The sequence below is a fragment of the Acinetobacter sp. YH12096 genome, assembly GCF_013419215.1.
GTDB classification, from domain to species: Bacteria; Pseudomonadota; Gammaproteobacteria; order Pseudomonadales; family Moraxellaceae; genus Acinetobacter; species Acinetobacter amyesii.
Genome location: NZ_VPAM01000039.1, coordinates 14,759 through 34,224 on the forward strand (window position 1 = coordinate 14,759; position 19,466 = coordinate 34,224).

At 41.8% G+C, this 19,466-nt stretch carries 12 protein-coding genes and 2 pseudogenes; 8 read left to right on the plus strand and 6 right to left on the minus strand.

The window, feature by feature from the left end; all coding sequences use genetic code 11:
- Positions 1-10 precede the first annotated feature (10 nt).
- From pglX to brxL, 3 genes are read left to right on the plus strand one after another with little or no spacing between them, the layout of a single operon-like run.
- Positions 11-3,523: a BREX-1 system adenine-specific DNA-methyltransferase PglX gene (pglX, locus tag FTU36_RS14040; RefSeq protein ID WP_180118329.1), complete on the plus strand. Its 3,513-nt coding sequence runs from the start codon at positions 11-13 to the stop codon at positions 3,521-3,523.
- A gap of 43 nt (positions 3,524-3,566) precedes the next feature.
- Positions 3,567-6,191, plus strand: a complete 2,625-nt coding sequence (gene pglZ, locus FTU36_RS14045) for a BREX-1 system phosphatase PglZ type A (RefSeq protein ID WP_180111402.1) — start codon at positions 3,567-3,569, stop codon at positions 6,189-6,191.
- A gap of 29 nt (positions 6,192-6,220) precedes the next feature.
- Complete coding sequence (brxL, locus tag FTU36_RS14050; protein WP_159153674.1) at positions 6,221-8,260, plus strand: protease Lon-related BREX system protein BrxL; 2,040 nt, start codon at positions 6,221-6,223, stop codon at positions 8,258-8,260.
- Positions 8,261-8,384: 124 nt separating this feature from the next.
- On the opposite strand, the pseudogene FTU36_RS14055 reads toward brxL, so the two are convergent.
- The 4 genes and pseudogenes from FTU36_RS14055 to FTU36_RS14070 form a co-directional block, all read right to left on the minus strand.
- A pseudogene (locus FTU36_RS14055) lies at positions 8,385-8,621 on the minus strand (hypothetical protein); the annotation flags it as partial.
- Between the two features lie 196 nt (positions 8,622-8,817).
- Entirely contained in the window at positions 8,818-9,528 is a 711-nt protein-coding gene (locus tag FTU36_RS14060) for a serine/threonine protein phosphatase (RefSeq protein ID WP_004827016.1), read from the minus strand.
- A complete protein-coding gene (locus FTU36_RS14065) occupies positions 9,510-10,232 on the minus strand; it encodes a hypothetical protein (RefSeq protein ID WP_159153672.1) in 723 nt (240 codons plus the stop codon). The genes FTU36_RS14060 and FTU36_RS14065 overlap by 19 nt, the downstream gene beginning before the upstream one ends.
- Positions 10,229-10,876, minus strand: coding sequence for a hypothetical protein (locus tag FTU36_RS14070; RefSeq protein WP_004827010.1), 648 nt, complete (start codon positions 10,874-10,876; stop codon positions 10,229-10,231). The genes FTU36_RS14065 and FTU36_RS14070 overlap by 4 nt, the downstream gene beginning before the upstream one ends.
- 461 nt (positions 10,877-11,337) lie before the next feature.
- Between FTU36_RS14070 and FTU36_RS14075 the strand changes: the two genes are divergently transcribed.
- From FTU36_RS14075 to FTU36_RS14095, 5 genes are all read left to right on the plus strand, one after another.
- A complete protein-coding gene (locus FTU36_RS14075) occupies positions 11,338-15,057 on the plus strand; it encodes an ATP-binding protein (protein WP_078390059.1) in 3,720 nt (1,239 codons plus the stop codon).
- A 24-nt stretch (positions 15,058-15,081) separates the two neighbouring features.
- Positions 15,082-15,714 (plus strand): hypothetical protein, encoded by a 633-nt coding sequence (locus tag FTU36_RS14080; RefSeq protein WP_004676008.1) that lies wholly within the window; start codon positions 15,082-15,084, stop codon positions 15,712-15,714.
- A complete protein-coding gene (locus tag FTU36_RS14085) occupies positions 15,711-16,955 on the plus strand; it encodes a hypothetical protein (protein ID WP_005100615.1) in 1,245 nt (414 codons plus the stop codon). Before FTU36_RS14080 ends, FTU36_RS14085 begins: the two co-directional genes overlap by 4 nt.
- Entirely contained in the window at positions 16,946-17,812 is an 867-nt protein-coding gene (locus tag FTU36_RS14090) for a hypothetical protein (protein ID WP_004676005.1), read from the plus strand. The genes FTU36_RS14085 and FTU36_RS14090 overlap by 10 nt, the downstream gene beginning before the upstream one ends.
- Positions 17,813-17,991: 179 nt before the next feature.
- Positions 17,992-18,567: a recombinase family protein gene (locus FTU36_RS14095; protein ID WP_075316580.1), complete on the plus strand. Its 576-nt coding sequence runs from the start codon at positions 17,992-17,994 to the stop codon at positions 18,565-18,567.
- Between the two features lie 226 nt (positions 18,568-18,793).
- Here FTU36_RS14095 and FTU36_RS14100 read toward each other — a convergent pair whose 3' ends face one another.
- Together FTU36_RS14100 and FTU36_RS14105 are read right to left on the minus strand one after the other, a co-directional pair.
- Complete coding sequence (locus tag FTU36_RS14100; protein WP_180009768.1) at positions 18,794-19,291, minus strand: hypothetical protein; 498 nt, start codon at positions 19,289-19,291, stop codon at positions 18,794-18,796.
- 100 nt (positions 19,292-19,391) lie between these two features.
- Positions 19,392-19,466: pseudogene (locus FTU36_RS14105) on the minus strand (IS6 family transposase); the annotation flags it as partial.

Below are 19,466 nucleotides of genomic sequence, written 5' to 3' on the forward strand. Positions count from 1 at the left end.
AGGTTTAAAGATGAACACCAGCAATATTAAAAAATACGCACCGCAAGCACGTAACGATTTTATCGCAGCCATGCGCAAGCAGGCCGCCAAATACGGCATCACCGCAGACAGCATTTTACCGGCTGAACAGAAAGGCGACTTGCTGCTGATTGGCGATCAGGTTTTTTCGCTATCCGTCATGAAACCACGTGACAAGCTGATCAAACGCATTCAAGCCAGCAGTTTTGAGCAGACGATTGATTATATCGCTTACAGTTGGTTTAACCGTCTCTGTGCCATTCGTTACATGGAATGCAAAGGCTTACTGGATCATGGCCGCCGTGTACTCAGTAGTGCCGATGGTCGTGCAGGCTTGCCGCAGATTCTGGAAGAATGTCTGGATATTGACCTACCAGGTTTAGATGCAAGCCGTGTGGCTGAACTCAAGCTGGATGGTAATAAAGACGAAGAGCTGTACCGTGTGCTGTTACTGGCTCAGTGTCATGCGTTGAATCAGGTGATGCCACTCCTGTTTGAACAGGTGTCTGATGAATCTGAACTACTATTACCTGACAATTTGACCAAGACCGATTCTTTGATTCGTGATCTGGTCAGCAGCATTCCAGAAGAAGACTGGTCGGATGTGCAGATTATTGGCTGGCTGTATCAGTTCTATATTTCTGAAAAGAAAGATCAGGTGATTGGTAAAGTCGTCAAGAGTGAAGACATTCCTGCAGCGACGCAACTCTTCACCCCGAACTGGATTGTAAAATATCTGGTGCAGAATAGCGTCGGTCGCTTATGGATGATGGCACAGCCAGAAAGTACCCTGGCCAGTGAATGGGAATATTATATTCAGCCAGCGGAACAGGCCGATGAAGTCAATGCCCAGTTAAAACAGCTGATTGATGTCCGTATCAGTGAAGATGGCGATACTTTAAACCCTGAAAGCATTACGGTACTGGATCCAGCCTGTGGTTCGGGGCATATTCTGGTGGAAGCTTATGATTGCTTAAAAGCGATTTACTTAGAACGTGGTTACCGTAGCCGTGATATTCCACGTTTGATTTTGGAAAATAACCTGTACGGCATTGATATTGATACCCGTGCCGCACAGCTCGCCAGTTTTGCGCTGTTAATGAAAGCGCGTGAAGATGACCGCCGTTTATTTAGCAATCCACCGAAGCTGAATATTATTGCACTGCAAGATAGTCAGCCGGAACGTTTAGAAGCATTCAGTCAGGATTTGGCAAGTACCGGTATTGCACAGGCAGATTTAAAAGAATTATTAGACCTATTTGAACATGCTTCGACCTTTGGTTCTTTGATTCAAGTGCCTGCGGCATTTGCTAAAAAATTGCCTGATTTAGAAACCAAGCTGAATACAGCATTGGAGTCAGGGGATATTTTTGCACAGCAGTCAGCTCAAGAATTATTCCCTCTAGTCCAGCAAGCTATATTACTTGCTAAACAATATGATGCTGTGATTGCCAATCCACCTTATATGGGTGGAGGAAAAATGAATGCAATCTTAAAAGATTTTGCTAAGAAAAAGTTCCCAGATAGTAAATCTGATTTATTCAGCATGTTTATTGAACGTGGGTTTGCTTGGTGTAAAGACAGTGGCTTTAACAGCATGGTCACTATGCAAAGCTGGATGTTCTTATCGTCTTATGAAGCAATGCGTGAAAAGATTTTACAAGATCGTACCATTCAAACCATGGCGCATTTAGGTGCACGAGCATTCCCTGAAATTTCAGGTGAGGTGGTACAAGCGACTGCATTTGTGATGCAAGGTAAACATCTAAATGGGTTCAAGCCAGTATTTTTTCGACTTGTAGATACAGAGCAGGATCAAAAAGAAACTGAACTAAGATCAGGACTTAATCGTTTTGATTCTACGATTCAAGATGATTTTAAGAAAATACCTGGAAGTCCTGTGGCTTATTGGGTGAGTGATAAAATAGTAGATGCATTCACATTTGGTAAACCATTAAAAGAATATGCTGATGCAAGACAAGGGTTAGCTACCGCAGATAATAATCTGTATTTAAAACTATGGAATGAATTAAATATAAATCAAATTTATTTTGAGGCTACAGACGTTACTAAGGCAATTCAATCAGGTCGAAAATGGTTTCCTCATAGCAAAGGGGGGGGCTTTAGACGATGGTATGGGAATAATGAGTGGGTAATAAATTGGGAAAATGATGGTTTTGAATTAAGAAAATTTGAGAAAAGTGTTATCCGTAATGCGCATGATTATTTTAAAGGAGGAGTGACTTGGTGCGATTTAACCTCAAGTTATTTTAATGCTAGAAGTGTTGGTCAAGGCTTTGTATTTGACACAACAGGTCCAACAGCCATTTTAAAGAAACAAGAGCATAAATCTATTTTGCACGGTTTTATGAACTCTAAAGTTTTTCAGACCTTAGTTAATATTTCTCTGCAAGGATTACATTACAGTAATGGAGTAATAGCTATAACTCCTGTTTTAGAAAAAATATTTGATGATAGTCGGTTATCTAAAATTGAAAATAAGCTATATGAAATTTCTAAAATTGATTGGGACTCTTACGAAACCTCATGGGATTTTACTCAGAATCCTATTATTCGTACGGAGCAGTCAAATCTAGAACAAGCATTTAACACATGGCAGCAACAAAATGCTGACGCCGTGGCTGAAATGAAACGTCTGGAAGAAGAAAACAATAAGCTGTTTATTGATGCTTATGGTTTACAGGATGAACTCACCCCAGATGTACCCGATGAGCAAATTACGCTGACCCGTGCCGACCGTGAAAAAGACAGCCAGCGTTTAGTCTCTTATGCGCTTGGCTGTATGATGGGACGTTATAGCCTGGACGAACCAGGTCTGATCTATGCCCATGCAGGCAATCAAGACTTTGATGCCAGCCGGTATCAAAGATTCCCAGCCGATGCAGACGGTATTATTCCACTGACCGAAATGCACTGGTTTGAAGATGATGCAACGCACCGTATTCGAGAGTTCCTAACTGCCGTTTGGGGTAAAGATACGCTAGATGCCAATATGCAGTGGCTGGCAGAAAGCTTGGATAAAAAAGCCAGTGAAACAGCTGAAGATACCATTCGCCGTTACCTCGCTAGCAAGTTCTATAAAGATCACATGCAGACCTATAAAAAGCGGCCGATCTACTGGTTATTTAGCAGTGGTAAACAGGGGGCTTTCCAAGCATTGGTGTATTTACACCGCTATAACGAAAGTACCTTGGCACGTATGCGTACCGAATACGTCATGCCGCTGATTTCTAAAATGTCCGCTATGGCCAATTCTTTGCAAAGTGAAATAGAAAACAGTGATTCTGCTGCTGAAATCAAACGAAAAGAAAAAGAGCTGCAAAACCTGCATAAGCAACAGGCTGAACTCAGTAGTTTTGAGGAAAAACTGCGCCATTATGCCGATCAGCGTATTTCACTGGATCTAGATGATGGGGTGAAAGTGAACTATGGCAAGTTTGGGGACTTGTTGGCTGAAGTCAAAGCGATTACGGGGGAGAAATGATGAATGCTTTTTCTCCGGTACTAGACCTTGATGAGGTCGTTGCATGAATTTAAGTCAACTACAACAAGGTCTGGAACAAGCCTTTTATATTGAACAGCACCGGATTGTCTTCTGGTACGATGCGGAACAGTCCTTTAGCGAAGAAGTAAAGGCGTTAAAACTGAATGATGTTCATATTCTGAATATGGCAGAAGAGTCGAGTCTGGAGATCAAGCTCAAACTGGAACTTGAGGATCAGCAGGGTAAATACTTGCTGTATTTCCCTAGTCCTGAGCCTGAGACCGAAAAAGACTGGTTACTGGACATCAAGCTGTATTCACGCAGCTTCTATGCCGATCGTTTCTCGATTATTTTCAATGAGCTGGGTTTACAGCAGCAGAGTCTAAGAGAACATCTGGCCAAACGTGAAGAATTCCTTAAAGCCAAAGCCCGTCTGAGTACATTGAAACGCTATATCCAGCCTGATGCAGATGCACAGGATCTGGATATGGCCATGATTGCGGCTGTGGTCAAGGCTGACAGTGCCGAACTTATGCATATCGTTCTGGCACTGGCAGATGAAATGGTACAGCAGAACCTGGCTCTGGAAGTAAATCCAGACTCCTTTGCTGAACTGGAAAAATTCCAACTAGTGCCAGCTTTAGTCACAGCATTACAGGCGGAAATTGGTTATCCAGCATCGGTTGAAGAGTTGAATGGGGAAGCACCATTCAAGCTCGGTACGTTCTTTATCCGTTTGATGAGCACAGGTTTCTGTGAAAGCTTGGGCGATATCCCCGTATGGGCTCAAGAACTGGTGATGTCATCCGTCAGCTCCCGTGCGACGGCTAGAGCCTTTTTGTCGCGCTGGAGAGACAGTTCTAAATACTACCCAACCTTCGATACACTCTCTCAGACCGTGGCCAATGCACTGCGGATCCAGGAGAAGGTCGGGGTCTTTGATCTGGAGCAGCTGCTCGATGTCATGACCTTTGAAGTGATTGAACAAAAGATCATTGTCGATCTGGCCAGCCAGATCCCTGCAGCAACCAAAGCTGAACTGGAACATTTCAGAACGATTATTTCTACCCGTCTGGATGGCTATTGGGCTTCCAAACATAAGGATGATGCAACACGCCGTAAATATCGTACTGTCTATACAGCGTTGCAGGCAGCCATTGAGCTGTTTAGCCTGCGACAGCAGTTTGATGCCGGTTTCTATTTCGACTCGAGTGAAGCTTTGTATAAAGCCTACGAGCAGGAGTTGTATCGCTTTGATATGGCTTATCGCCACTACAGTGCTGCTTCTCAACGCGCTCATGTCGATATCCTGAAAAAACTCGATGAAGAAGTCGAAAATTGCTATTCCTACTGGTATATCGATCACATGGCGCGCAACTGGGGAGAGCGGATTGAAGCAGAGCAACGTCTGAATGTCTGGAAAATGGCAGATATCCCAAATCAGCAAAACTTCTATGATACCCATGTCAGACCCTTGCTGAATTCTGCAACGAAACGCCGTATTGTGGTGATCATCAGTGATGCTTTTCGCTATGAAGCTGCGGTAGAGCTGCGTGATCGTATCAATGAAAAGCGTTATTCTGAAGCGACATTGTCTTCACAGCTGGGCGTTGTCCCAAGTTACACCACACTTGGCATGGCCTCGTTGTTGCCGCATCAGACTTTGGAGTACAAAGAGGCCGCAGGTGATGATGTTTTAGTAGATGGGCAGTCCAGCAAAGGGACTGCAGCACGATCCAAAATTCTGGCTGCCTATAATGGATTGGCGGTTACCGCTGAAACGGTAAAAGGTTGGTCGCGTGATGAAGGCCGTGAAGCACTTAAAGACCATGATTTGATTTACGTTTATCACAACGTGATTGATGCTCGGGGAGACAGTGCCTCTACAGAATCAGAAACCTTTATGGCGGTGGAACATGCCATTGAAGAACTGACCGAACTTAGCCGCAAAATCTTGATGCATTTCAATATTTCTACCCTGTTGATCACAGCCGACCATGGCTTCTTGTTCCAGCAAAGTAAACTGGAATCTGCGGATCGTTCAAGCTTGACTGAAAAACCGACCAATGCATTGAAAAGCAAAAAACGCTATGTGATTGGGCATGGTTTACCAGAGAGCAAGGAAGCATGGAAAGGCTCAACCCAAGCTACGGCAGGCACACTATCTGCGACTGATTTCTGGATTCCAAAAGGGGCGAACCGTTTCCATTTTGTGGGAGGCTCACGTTTCGTACATGGCGGAATCATGCCTCAGGAAATCGTAGTGCCTGTACTGACAGTAAAACAGCTGCGTGGTGAAAAGGCTGGACAGCGGACCAAGCGTAAAGTTGAGGTCATTTCTACCAAATCCACGCTGAAGATGGTCAATAACATCCAGAAGTTTGATTTGATGCAAACCGAAGCTGTCAGTGAGCTGGTCATGCCAGTGACTTTATCCATTGCCATTTATGATGGGGATCTTAAAGTTTCCAGTGAAGAAACCTTGACTTTTGATAGCAGTACCGACTCTGTTGCCGATCGGGTCAAACAGGTCAGACTGTCATTATCCGGTACTGATTTTGACCGTAAGAAGGATTACTTCCTAGTGCTGAAGGACAAAGACCTGAATATCGAAATGCAACGCTATAAGGTCACCATTGATCTGGCATTTACCGATGACTTCTCCTGATAACGAATTAACGATAGAGCGTAGCCTACATGGAATCTGCTAACGATAAAGAACTGGATCAGCTGCTGAATGAACACTTTGCTGGGCGGGTGGTACGTAAGGATCTGACTAAACTGATCAAAGAAGGGGCAAATGTCCCTGTCTATGTACTCGAATACCTGCTGGGGATGTACTGTGCCTCGGATGATCCAGAGATCATTGAACAGGGACTACGTAACGTAAAGACCGTACTGGCTGAGAACTACGTCCGACCGGATGAAGCCGAGAAGGTGAAATCCCTGGTCCGTGAACGGGGCAGTTATAAGGTCATTGATCGGGTGACTGTAAAACTGAATGAGCGTAAAGACAAATACGAAGCATCATTTAGTAATCTGGGCATCAAAGATGCCGAAATCTCGGCAGGCATCGTCAAAGAGTATGAAAAATTACTTGTTGGTGGTATCTGGGTCATTGCTACGCTCAGTTACTATTATGAAGAAGGACAAACCAATTCTCCATTTGGGGTGAGTTTACTCAAGCCGATTCAAATGCCGAATATGAATATGGATGAACTTTTCAGTGGCAGAGCAGCATTAAGCACTGATCAGTGGCGCGAGAGTTTAATCCGTTCGATCGGCATGGAACCGGCTTCGTTAAAAGAGGACGTGCAATGGCACCTATTAGCGCGTATGGTTCCGTTCGTTGAAAATAACTATAACGTCTGTGAACTTGGACCACGCGGTACCGGGAAAAGCCATATTTACAAAGAGTGTTCACCGAATAGTATTCTAGTTTCAGGTGGGCAAACCACTGTCGCCAATCTGTTCTATAACATGAGTAGCCGCCGTATTGGTCTGGTTGGACTCTGGGATGTGGTGGCCTTTGATGAAGTCGCTGGTATTTCCTTTAAGGACAAAGATGGCGTACAGATCATGAAAGACTACATGGCCTCTGGATCTTTTGCCCGTGGTCGTGAACAGATGGAAGCCTCAGCTTCGATGGTTTTTGTGGGTAATATTAACCAAAGTGTGGAATCTCTGGTTAAAACAAGCCATCTCTTGGCGCCGTTCCCTGAAGCCATGATTGATTCGGCATTCTTCGATCGTTTTCATGCTTACATCCCCGGCTGGGAAATTCCCAAGATGCGCCCGGAGTTCTTCACCAACCGTTATGGCCTGATTGTTGATTATCTGGCTGAATTCTTCCGGGAAATGCGCAAGCGTAGCTTTGCAGATTCCATTGAGAAGTACTTCAAACTCGGAAATAACCTGAATCAGCGTGATGTGATCGCCGTTCGCAAGACGGTTTCTGGATTGATGAAGCTGCTCTACCCACACGGTCAGTTTAATAAAGAAGATGTACGGCAATGTCTTCAATATGCACTGCAGGTGCGCCGTCGGGTTAAAGAACAGCTGAAGAAAATTGGAGGGATGGAATTCTATGATGTGCATTTTAGCTATATCGACAATGACACCCTAGAAGAGCACTTTGTTTCCGTCAAAGAGCAGGGGGGTGGCGGACTGATTCCTGAAGGTCCAGCCAAGCCAGGTTTTCTGTATACCATCGGGCTGAGTAATAAAGGCATGCCGGGGTTATACCGCTTAGAACTTCAAGTGACCAAAGGTTCTGGAAAATTGGCGACATCAGGCTTATGGAATTCAAGCAGTGCCAAGGAGCAGGTCAAAATCGCATTTGACTACTTCAAGGCCAATGCATCCAGAATATCGGGTGGCAGTAAGGTGCTGGAACATGACTTCCACTTACATGTGGTTGAATTACAGAATACCGGGCCGCTCAGCCATCTTGCCTTACCAAGTTTAGTGGCTTTCGCTTCTGGCCTGTTAGGACGATCGGTACAAAGTCAGATGGTGGTACTGGGTGATATGAGCTTGGGTGGTTCTGTGACACCGGTGGAAAGTATTGCCGAATGTCTGCAAGTTGCTTTTGATGCTGGTGCCAAGAAGGTTGCTTTGCCAATGAGTAGTGCGGCAGATATCCCAACGATTCCTGTGGAACTGTTTACCAAGTTCCAGACCAGCTTTTATGCAGATCCGGTAGATGCTGTGTTTAAGGGGCTAGGGGTGGATTAATTTCATATCTGTCTGGAAGAGTTACAGTAGATTGTTTTAAATTCAGTTTCTCAAGTTAAACACCATGTTGTAAAAGCATAATACTGCCTCTTTTAAAGAGCTAGTATTTTAGTGGGGGATTACCCTTCATTTTTTCTTGATCAGATATCTGTTGTATTTTGACAGGATTTTGTTGATCTAAATATTTTTGATACCAAACACGCAATGTTTCAGGAGTACAACCGATTTTAGGAGCAATAGCTGTGATTGCTGCCCAAGTAGAAGGATAATCTTTTTCAGATTCAATTAGTAATTGAACCGCTCTTTCTCTGATTTCAGGGGTCAATTTTACTTTGCCATTTGTAAGGTAAAAGGGGGCAATTTTAGAATGCCGTTGACAATGTATCGCCTTTTGAGTTTGAAGCAATGTACAATGATAAGATTAACCCGTTAGGTCAGGTGGCCTAACTTAAATAAAAATTCTCCGACAAACCCGGTACGGTTCATAGCGAGTATCTGCTTATAAAAATTAGGTTTATTTGATTTTAACATCCGAATTGGGTATATGAGACTTTATGTTAAATGAATGATATAACCCATAGAGAAATATCATCAAATAATGAAGATACTTCGGATAAATTTTTGCTATAAATTATTGTTTTTATATCATTTTCTGAAAGCTTCCAAAATCCATCGGATGCTAGAATATATGTGGATTTTTTTTCAATATCTAAGGTCTTAAAGCTCAAGGGTTTTAACTTTTTTGTATTAAATGACTTGGTGACAATATTATCATTTGAAGAAGACCTAAGTATCATTTCGATACTTTGGGGATCTGTTTGATTATTTAAGCTCATCGCTAAATTATGAGGATAAGTAATCCAACTGATTTGTTGCTCATTATTGATTTTCCCAAGTCTGCAATCACCCAAATGTGCTGAATAAATTTGAGTCTGACTAAAAATAACCATCAAAATACTCATTGCTGCAGGTCGCAATTTTCCCCGATGTTCTATATAAAAATTCTCTGTTAGACGTTCAAAAAAATCATGTATATCTTGTGTAGTATTATTTAATTGAGCAAAGACGTCCTTCAAAGAAAGCACATAAGCCTGAAAATTTTTAACTAGTATGTCGCTGTTTTTACATCCCCCATGACCATCCACTACGTAACAAAAATATAGATTTTCATTATCAGTAAGGTTCCCTACAGCATCGATTCCAAATTTTTCTGGTGCGCTAAGATTCTGACATAAGGAAAAGGAGTTTATTAATATGCTTTTGGCCATTGTTTTATGATCGCTTGAATTACTTGTAAAGCTCTTTCTCTTGAGCCAAATCTACATTGATCTTCCATTATGATTTCAAAATCAGTTAATTCAGTGAGTTTTTTAAATTGGTCAGATAAGTAATCTTTGAGTTCTGTTGGAGCATTATAGACTTCTTCAACTAAGGAGGATCGTCCCAAGCAAATTGTGATGATATCTTCTAAGTCTTTGCTATATAAGGGATCTTCTTTACGGCCATGTAATGCTTCAAACTTGGTTGCTAAGAAATATTCAGGCATTAAGGTATTGATAATTAAATTATTTCCTAGCTTATACTCTACTTTTTTCTTATAAGCTTCTAGATACCAAGAATTAGAGAAGCCTAAAATTTTTTCATCAGTGGGCATAAAGTCTACAATTAGATCTTCCCCTAGTTGGTAGCGACAAGTGAAGTCCGTGTTCTTTTCAAATGGATCTGAACTTTGATAATTTTTAAACCCTAGTTTTCTGACTTTCTCATCTAACTCATACCATTGGGTTGTAGTCTTTATATCTACAATTAAATCAACATCTTGAGTGTATCTAGTTGATAAAGATAAATTTTCTGGATCTAAAAACAGGCTAGTAGTGCACCCTCCAATAAATACTAGGTCTTTGATAAGATCCTCGCTTAAAGCACTTATAACCTGCTCTAGCATCTTCATTTGTGTTAAAGCATTATTCATTGTAGATACTCACGTAATAACTTTTCAGCTATTTTCTTTTCCCTTGGGGAACCTATTCTAAACACATCAATAAGAGCAAAAACTTCATACAGGAAATTATCATCTAACGCTGCATATGGTACAGATTTATATAATGGTTCAACTGCTAATCCTGAAATTGATTGATAGCTTTGAGCGGGCCAAATATAAGGTAATGAAGAAGAATACGATAAATGATCTGAAAGTTTTTTATTATTGAAAACAGTAGGAATACCAATATCAATAGCACCAACTTCTGTATGGAAAAAGTATTGAAAACTGTAAATAATTAGGTCTAAGAGAGCTCTTCTATTGGTTTTCCATTGCATTTCTACTAGCTCTAATCGCTTAAATGGTGAATTAGAGGTTACGATCAATAGCCCTATCTTGATTAAACGCTTTAAAGATTCTGCAACCTCACTTTTACTAATAACTACTGCTTCAGCCAACCCTCTGATTGATAAAGAATCATAAAAAGCACTTAATTTTAAAAAGATATCTAACTGCTCATCTTCTAATTTATCCCACTCAAGTTGTGCTTCTGAATAGTATTCTTTGAATATCTGGTGCTGATTCTCAATAGAGATCAGTTTTACGAGAACTAGAATGTCTTGAGGTTTAATCATATTAAGTTACCTTGTCCTTAATCCGTGGACTGAATTCATATTTGATCAACTCATTACACTATTTGCAAGTATTTTTTAAAAATAATATTAAATAAAAAAGCCCGACATCTTGTCGGGCTTTTTCATGTTTGGTGCTAGGTAGGGCTGTCTACCTAATAATCCTGGTGCTAGAACTTATCGTTATTGTTTTATGTTCCGGAACGTCCTGTTCCTGTATGACTTCATCATAAGTAAAAAACCGCAGCTGCCCTAGCCGCAAAATCCCTAAATCTCTGTGCGCCAGGGCGTACAAAAATGGCTAAAAGTTGTCCCGGTTTTATCCGCAGAAATTGGGGATAGTTGGTGTCTATGTCGGATAACCGCCATTATATTTAATAAAAGTATAAGATCAGGGAAAGTTACAGTTTTTATTTAAAATTGAAGTATCCATTAGACTTATGAATATTTATAAAAGGTATATAATGAGTATTATTAACCCTCAAGAAACCTCTATGAAAGGTTTACAGTCAATCATTCTTTATGATTCTTTTCTTTCATCTAAACTATTCCGAGTTGATATTAGTGGTGGTCATACAAACATTACCGGTATCAACGGTGCAGGGAAAACCTCATTCCTGAACCTGATTCCTATTTTCTTTGGTGCCTCACCAAATGGGTTAATAGAGAAAGCTGCAAACAAGAAAAATTTCGTAGACTACTATTTGCCGAGCAGTCGAAGCATGGTGATTTTTGAATACCTTGCTCACTCAGGTACAAAGTGTGTGGTGCTGTATCGCAATAATAATCAGGGCAAGCACAACTACCGATTTGTTGATGGATGCGCGGAAGATACGCTATTAAGTGAGAGCAGTCTGGAAATCTTGGGTCTTTCTCAGAATGTGAAAGACGTATTTGATCAGGTTTATAAATCTGGCGTTGATGTGAGCCGTCAGATCGACAGCATCCCTGAATATATCTATACGCTGACTGCAGATAAATCACGACTGACAGGTGAAAGAAACCTTCGTGATTTATGCAACCGCTATTCACTGTCTGGAAGCAAACAACAGCTAAAATTCCTGAGCAATCTGACCCAGGTAACGATTAACCAGAACAATGTTGTCTCAAACTTCAAAACCATGTTAATTGAAGCGTATTTGGACAACGAGAAAATCAAAACAAAACCAACCTCTACCGCAGATTGGTTAGCAACCATCAATGATGTGAAAGCCCTACAAAGCCTTCAATCGGAAAAGCAGAAGATTATCTCTGGCATTCAGTTAAAGAATGCGGTCTTAGCCTCCTTTAATGCGCTTCATGCACACCTGTTGGTACTCCGGGACCATGTGGTGAACTACGAGCAGCAGATCAGTTCGATAGAGCATGAAATCTATGCGGTAAAGAACAAAGGGAATGAGACAGTCCGTAACCTGAATAACCAGATTGTACAAGTCAAAGAGCTGATTGCAGTAAAAGAAAAGTCTGCAGGTAACTTTAAACAGGCAATTCATGATATTGAAGTTGCGGAAAGACGTTATCAAGACATGAATATTTCCGTCATGGAACAGGAATATAAGAAACGTGCGCACTACTTCAACGAGATTGAAGAAGCGAAGAAATACAAACAGTTTTTGACTGAAAGCTACGAAAATATCAACCGCGAGTACGACAAGCATTCAGCAGATTTGCTTCGTGAAAAAATGGCATCCAGTGAAGCCCTTAATGCTGAATCTAACGAGGTTCAGGAGGCAATCAACCAGTTGCGAAACCGCTTTGATCTCAAGGTGAAAGAGCTTGAGCGCAAACAGGCTGAACAGCTCCAAATTCTTGATCAAGAAATTTCCAGTGAACGTCAAAGGCTTCTGGATATCCAGTCAGCAGCTATGGAGCGCATGCACCAATCAACACTGTTTACGGATGAAGAAAACCTACAGCTACAGCGCCTCAAGTTGGCTTATGAAGTCAAAGAGAATACCTTGTCTGCAAAGTCTGACGAATTGAAAGCGGCTCAAAACAAGCTTAAACAACTTAATTTTGATCAAAACAAGGCGCAGTATGATCTTAATGGATTAAAAGCCAAGCTTGAGAAAGCCAAGCAGTCAGAAGAGAATCTGCGTACAACCCTGTTCCAGAAAGACACCTTGCTACGGTTCCTGAATGATGCACCGAATGAAGATGTGGACTGGCGTACTACCATTGCGAAGGTCATCAATCCTGAGCTTTTCTTCAAAACCAACCTGAACCCTGTCTGGCAAACTGGCGTGAATGCCAATGCCCTAAGCCTCTATGGTCTTGAAATAGACCTGAACAAGTTGGAGATTCCAGGGGAAGCCGACAGTCTTGAGCAACTACAAATACGTCTGAAAGATGCCGAGATTTACACGGCTTCTTTGGTTGAGCAGTACGACAAGCAATCGCATCTGGCTCAGTCCATCCATAGAGAGATCAACGAGACCAATATTGCAGTTGTTAAACTCGAAAATGAGTTAAATACCCTGCAAAACGAGAAGCAGCAAGCCCGACAGGTTTATGACCAGACTGAGAAAGAGCTGAAAGCGAAGAAGGCAGAAGCTACACGTATTGAGCAAGAAGCTGTAAATAGAGCGAAATACGAGCTGCAAACTTTCAACAATCAGATTGAGCCGAAGAAACGTGGTGAGCTTCGATCAGCCAACATGCTTGAAAAAAATGGCTTAAAGGAGAGCTATGATGCGTCCTATGCAGACTTGCGTATCAAGCTTGATCTGATTGCCACAAAGGAAAAGCAGCTAGAGAGCAGCTATCAAGCCAAGATGGATGATTTGACCAACCTGTATCACAGCAAACTGCGTGAGCAAGGCGTGGATGAAAATATCCTGAAACAGGCAGAAATGAAGATCAAGGCTGCGATTGCACAGCACACCAAAGTCAAAGGCTATGAAAGCATTTTGGCTGAGTACGATATGTGGAAGAAAAACCACTATCAGTACAAGCAGAACCATATCGAGGACATGAACCAAGCTCTGAAACTTGTATCTGAATACAGCCACAATCTTTCCAAACTGGAAAGTGAGCTTGAACAAGTCCGAACCTCCCTTCGTACAAGAGTGGACAATCTTGAAGCGAGTGCACAAGATTTCAGGGAGAAAATCAAAAAGCTGGATAAACAGGGGCGTGAAATCGAAAACCTGTTCGATGACGATATCCTATTGGTAGAGGTAGATCGACCTGAGTTTTTAAGCTTCGACAGCTTCTCTCGTGATCTGGGTACGTTGGCTGATACACAGAAGAAACAGATTTATCAATTACGCTTGCAGACAAACGCTTCTAAGGCATTACTGCGCAAATATGAAGCCTTCTCTCTGTTCAAGCTGTTTGAGGAAAAGATGGAGAGTATGGGGACTACCAGTGAAACCATGAACACCATTAACTCCATGTCTACCATCGAAAGCATCATGGACTACGACTTGCCGAAAAAGCATGATGCAGTCACAAACATTTTCCGTAATAAATCGGCTCAGTTGCGTAACTATATTCAGGAAATCCTTAATCTAAATAAGCGTTTAAAGAGCGTATCTACGGAACTGTCTGGTTACCTGAACCGTAGCAACAAGTTCAAGGCATTCACTGACTTCTCAATGAATCTGGAAAGTGTGCTGAATGACAAGAACACCCTAGATCAGCTCAATCAGTTTGTTTTGCAGTGTGAGGACTATCAATCCTTTGAAAACATGCAAAGCAGCTCCATTCCGAGCGAGGATTTCATTCGTTGCTGTGAATACACCTTAAAGGCAATTGAAAGCACCAAAGGACATACTGATGATATCCGCTCTATGGTACGTCTGAAAATGAGCGTGATGAACAATGGTCGTCTTGCCGAGCTGCGTACTGACAACGACTTTACCAGTGCAGGGAGTACAGGAACGTCACGTATTCTGGTGCTGATCATGTTCCTCGCATTGTCACGGAAGTTATGCCCTGATAACTCGACCTACATCCATATCCCGCTTGACGAGATTGGCAACTTTGATGCGATCAACACCAATTTGCTGTTCGACATGATGGACCATAACAAAATCTATCTGGTCTGTGCTCAACCGGAAAACTCAACCTCTAACCACAAGTTTAAGAATCTCTACATTGTTGGAGCCAATGGTGTCAGCACTGTTGTTCCACTGGAAATCGAAGGCGATAACCCATTGCTTGCAGCAGAACCAGTCTAATAGGGAAAAAGTGGAGAATTTTAAATGGCTGATAAACGATTAACAAAAGTAGCGACCAAATTATTAGAAGGTTATCTAATTGACCAGTGGAGTGATTTTGAGAACTTTGAGTTTTTGAATGATGTCGAATTTTTAGATCAACTAAACAACCATATTAGTTTTCTAGGCAAAAAGTGTATTCAGACACCGTGCGGTGGTGGGTATTTCCTGATTTACCTTGATATTGAAAGTGACCCTGAGATCAAAAAGGTCATCACCAAACAGTTTGAGGAAAACGTCAGCAAAATGGAGCCACTTGTGGACTGGCTGCGACTGTTCAGAAAGGCAGGGGGGCGCAATGAACCTCTGATTGGAGGCGACAGAATTACGTCTGGTGAAATCCTGGTTGAAGTGGAGAAGTCCAAGCATGTCCAAAAAGGGCTAAAAGAACTCTCTGCAAAGTTGGGTAAGACCGCAAGCACAGTGAAAGACCAGATCAACGGTGTTATTCAGTTTTTGGTACAGCGCGAATATTTAGTGCCGGTTGGGGTTGTGGGTACTGAGTTTTTGGCAACTTCACGTTGGTCGATTTTCTACGATGAAGCTGAGTACCTTGCCGAACACAATGCGATTGATATCACTCAAACAGATGATGTGGAGCAGGGCGAGTTACTATGATCGACTTCGTGAATCCGGCTGAACGTGGGGCGAAGGTTTTCTCTGCAAACATTGATGCTATTGCCGAAGCAATCATGTTTACCAGTTCGTCTATTCAGGTCAATGAATCAAACAAATCCTTGATTGATAATTTGCTGTCTTGCGATCTTGGGTATCTGGATGCAGAAAAAAACACGCTGCATCTAAGAAACTTCGTCATTGAGTTTGTGAATTTCTATAAAAACAGAAAGAAACGCAACATTTCCGCACCCGACATTAGCGGTCTGATTGATCGTATCAAAACGGTGAGTACCGACTATGCCTTGTCAAAAGTCGAGGACCCGGAAAGTGCCGAAGTATTAAAGGTTGAAGCAAGTGACCTGATTATTGAGCTTTCAAACAATATCAGCGAGAACATGACCAATTTTGCCGATCAGTGCTTTGAGTATCTGTCGCTGTTCAACAACTACGACATGAAAATGCGTAAGGCTGAACAAAGCTTAAAGACTGCCAAAATGCTAATTACGGCACTGGAAATCCTTTCACCAAATACGATGGATGAATTGGCGGTAGGTGATGCAGACTTGCAGAGAGTGATCTCCAAACGTCTCAAGCCAAGCGTGTTTGAAGCCATTGAAGAAATGAACCACAGCCATCACCGACTGGACAAGCAACTCTTTGAATGGAAAAAGGACATAAAAACCCAGGAGCGAATCAATCTGATTGATGCGCTGCACCGTCATTTTGCCAACAACCGGACGCTGAATGCCGATATTGATTTCAACAAGGCACCTGATAGCTTCCGTCGTGTACCACTTATCAAGCTGAAAGCTCGTGCCGATATCTACCTTGAGGATTTTGAGAACACTTTATCTGCGGTAGCTCAGACAGCCAATCAGAAGCGTGTTAAAAAAGATGGTCCAGTTGTTGAAAAAAAACGCCCACCGGTAGAGAAGGCAACGCATACGATAGTGAAGGCAGTCTCACCTCTGGATAAAGCTGCATTTTTCTTCTTTGACGCTTTTGGCAGTCCGGCAATCAATGAAATATCAGCAAAGAACGCCTACATACGCCTAGAGCCTGGATGCAAATTTGAATACTGGATTAGTCGCCTCCTGTATGAGTTTGAACTCAACCACTCAAACCATCTTGAGTTGCAGTTAGTGGGTGAAACGGATGCTAAATATAATGGCAACTACTACATTTCAGATATCGTGTTTCGTCGCAAAGACAGCAACGGAAAGGTGATGCAATGCGCTTAGGGCAAAGAGAACTCTCAATCATTCAGACGGTTTTACAGCTTAAAACCAGAGTGGTGAAGCTTAACAAGACATGGACAATGCTGAACAAAGACATGCAGATCGGTAGCATCATCAAACGTGAGCTGCATCTAAGTGAATCAGATCTTGATGTGCTTCGGGTTCTGTACGGAAAGCATGTAAAAACGGAGCCAGAGGTAACGTATGACTCCAATGCAGACCGAATATCGCTTGCTGATCATCGTATAGATGAAAAGTCTGGCAATGCCAGCGTTTTCGGTGAGCAGCTTTGGTTTGCTGCGATCAATGCACAACTACCGTTAAAGTCCGGTGAGATGCACATTGCACATCCTGGCGTGACAACAGCCGTGTCCTTAGAGCATCTTGCAGTAGAAAAAATCAGGAAGCTGATCATTATTGAGAATGGCACTATGCTTGTACGGATTTCGGACTGGTATCAGCAAGTTCCACTCGAATGGCAAGACAGCCTATTCCTTTACAGGGGGCATGGTAAGAACTGCCGGTCAGTCAATCAGTTGCTTGAAGTTCTGCCAGAAGAATGTCCGGTAGCGGTGTATACCGATTTCGACCTGTATGGGTTGAATATCGCCAATAATTTCAACCTGATCAGACCAGTCTCTGTGATGGTTCCCCAATGTTGGCAAAGCATTAAAGAACAACACCCTGATAACAACTTCTATAAGTATGTAGACCAGTCAGAGTACATTTCGGATTTGTCGGAAACCGAAGGCATGTCGGAGCCGATGAAAGCGATCTTGAAGCATGTGAACTTCAATAAAGTTGCAGTTATGCAAGAGAACGTGAACCGGCTTGGTCCATTGGTGTGTATAGCAATTTAAGGGCACTGTTGCAAAAGTTCAAGGTGTTACTTTAGACTATACCCTAAAGTAACAATATAAAAGTTCTTAAAACTATGTAACATTTAAATGATTTTTAACCATATATAACATGTAACTTTGATATTTAAGATTTATAATTTACGAAATTGTTCATTTTTATCTAATTGGGGCGTGAAAGAGTGAAAGGCCAAAAAGTAGGTTATGTGCGAGTGAGTTCGGTCGAGCAAAATACAGGGCGTCAACTTGAGGGAATTGAAGTCGACCGGATTTTTGTTGACCGTGCTTCGGGTAAAAATACCGACCGACCGAAATTTCAAGAAATGTTGAACTATGTCCGGGAAGGGGACAGGGTGATTGTACATTCCATGGATCGTTTTGCACGAAGTCTAAAAGATTTGGTCACTGAAGTAGATAAACTGGTCAAAAGAGGGATCGCTATCCAGTTTGTAAAAGAGAATATTACTTTTACTGCCCAATCCACGCCGATGGATAATTTGATGCTGCAACTGATGGGTGCTTTTGCGCAATTTGAACGTGAAATCATTCTGGAAAGGCAAAAGGAAGGAATTAAACTCGCCTCTGTTCAAGGGAAGTACAAAGGCCGGGTACATAAATTGAAGCCTGATAAAGCTGAAGCTTTGCGACAAGCATGGAAGGAAGGGCAGTATCCTTCAAAAATGGCATTAGGCCAGGCATTTGGAATTAGCCGCCAAGCGGTATACCGCTATTTAAAAGCCGGAGAGGAACTCAGTTGAAATTGGCGACTATAATTATTTATCTTATGAAAACTGTGGAACACTGACCCGGTACGGTTCAAGTAAAAATAATTATATTGCTGAGGAGGTTCTTATTGAAAGAGCTGAGAAGTTGGTAAAAACTATTGAAGAAATAGCTAAAAATCAGCCTGTAAAATACGGGCTGATTTATTGTTATAACTTTTAAAGATTAAGTTTAAAATAATATTAGCTAGGTGTTGGAATATTAGTAGTTATAACGGGTTTCTTGATAAAGATCTTCAGAAATTGGAAGTTGGGCTACCTTTTTAAAACGTCCTGACTCTAATACATAATAATATGCCATATAGCCGAGAGAATCGTAGTCATTTGTGTAGAGCTCTTCTGTTGTTATGATTACCTTGCTATTTGCTCTAATGCTGACAATATTTTCACCGCCTTCACCACCAAATGGTGTATCAAGAATGGCACCTGTTCTTTTATTGATAAAAGTATATACACGACAACTCGTACCACATCCCCATACACTCAGAACATATTCGCCAGCAAAGTTAATATCTTCTTTAGAAGAGTTAGTTAGACGTGTTTTGTAATTTTTATGATATGGCGTTGTTAATTTTGGTGCAGAAGTGGGACCTGTATAAATTCGAGCGGGATAGTCTGAGAATTTAGGGATTTCTACGATTTGAGCAAAGCTTGTATTAATTATAAAAGTAAGAAACAAAAAAATTATAAAACGATTCATTTTAAAGACTTGTATTGGGAAAGTAGTTGCGTGAAATGTACCATATTTGGCACTGTTGCAAATAGAGATTTGAGTCGATGATGTTCCCTTTAAAAAGTGCTTAGAGACCGAAAACCCTGTTGATTAGACACACTTCACCCTGAGGCTGACCATAATAAAATGACGATGCTTGTCC

Bases quoted from the DNA above. Each gene is read 5' to 3' on its own strand.
- pglX (WP_180118329.1), top strand. From the start codon at position 11: ATGAACACCAGCAATATTAAAAAATACGCACCGCAAGCACGTAACGAT.
- pglZ (WP_180111402.1), top strand. From the start codon at position 3,567: ATGAATTTAAGTCAACTACAACAAGGTCTGGAACAAGCCTTTTATATT.
- brxL (WP_159153674.1), top strand. From the start codon at position 6,221: ATGGAATCTGCTAACGATAAAGAACTGGATCAGCTGCTGAATGAACAC.
- FTU36_RS14060 (WP_004827016.1), bottom strand. From the start codon at position 9,528: ATGGCCAAAAGCATATTAATAAACTCCTTTTCCTTATGTCAGAATCTT.
- FTU36_RS14065 (WP_159153672.1), bottom strand. From the start codon at position 10,232: ATGAATAATGCTTTAACACAAATGAAGATGCTAGAGCAGGTTATAAGT.
- FTU36_RS14070 (WP_004827010.1), bottom strand. From the start codon at position 10,876: ATGATTAAACCTCAAGACATTCTAGTTCTCGTAAAACTGATCTCTATT.
- FTU36_RS14075 (WP_078390059.1), top strand. From the start codon at position 11,338: ATGAGTATTATTAACCCTCAAGAAACCTCTATGAAAGGTTTACAGTCA.
- FTU36_RS14080 (WP_004676008.1), top strand. From the start codon at position 15,082: ATGGCTGATAAACGATTAACAAAAGTAGCGACCAAATTATTAGAAGGT.
- FTU36_RS14085 (WP_005100615.1), top strand. From the start codon at position 15,711: ATGATCGACTTCGTGAATCCGGCTGAACGTGGGGCGAAGGTTTTCTCT.
- FTU36_RS14090 (WP_004676005.1), top strand. From the start codon at position 16,946: ATGCGCTTAGGGCAAAGAGAACTCTCAATCATTCAGACGGTTTTACAG.
- FTU36_RS14100 (WP_180009768.1), bottom strand. From the start codon at position 19,291: ATGAATCGTTTTATAATTTTTTTGTTTCTTACTTTTATAATTAATACA.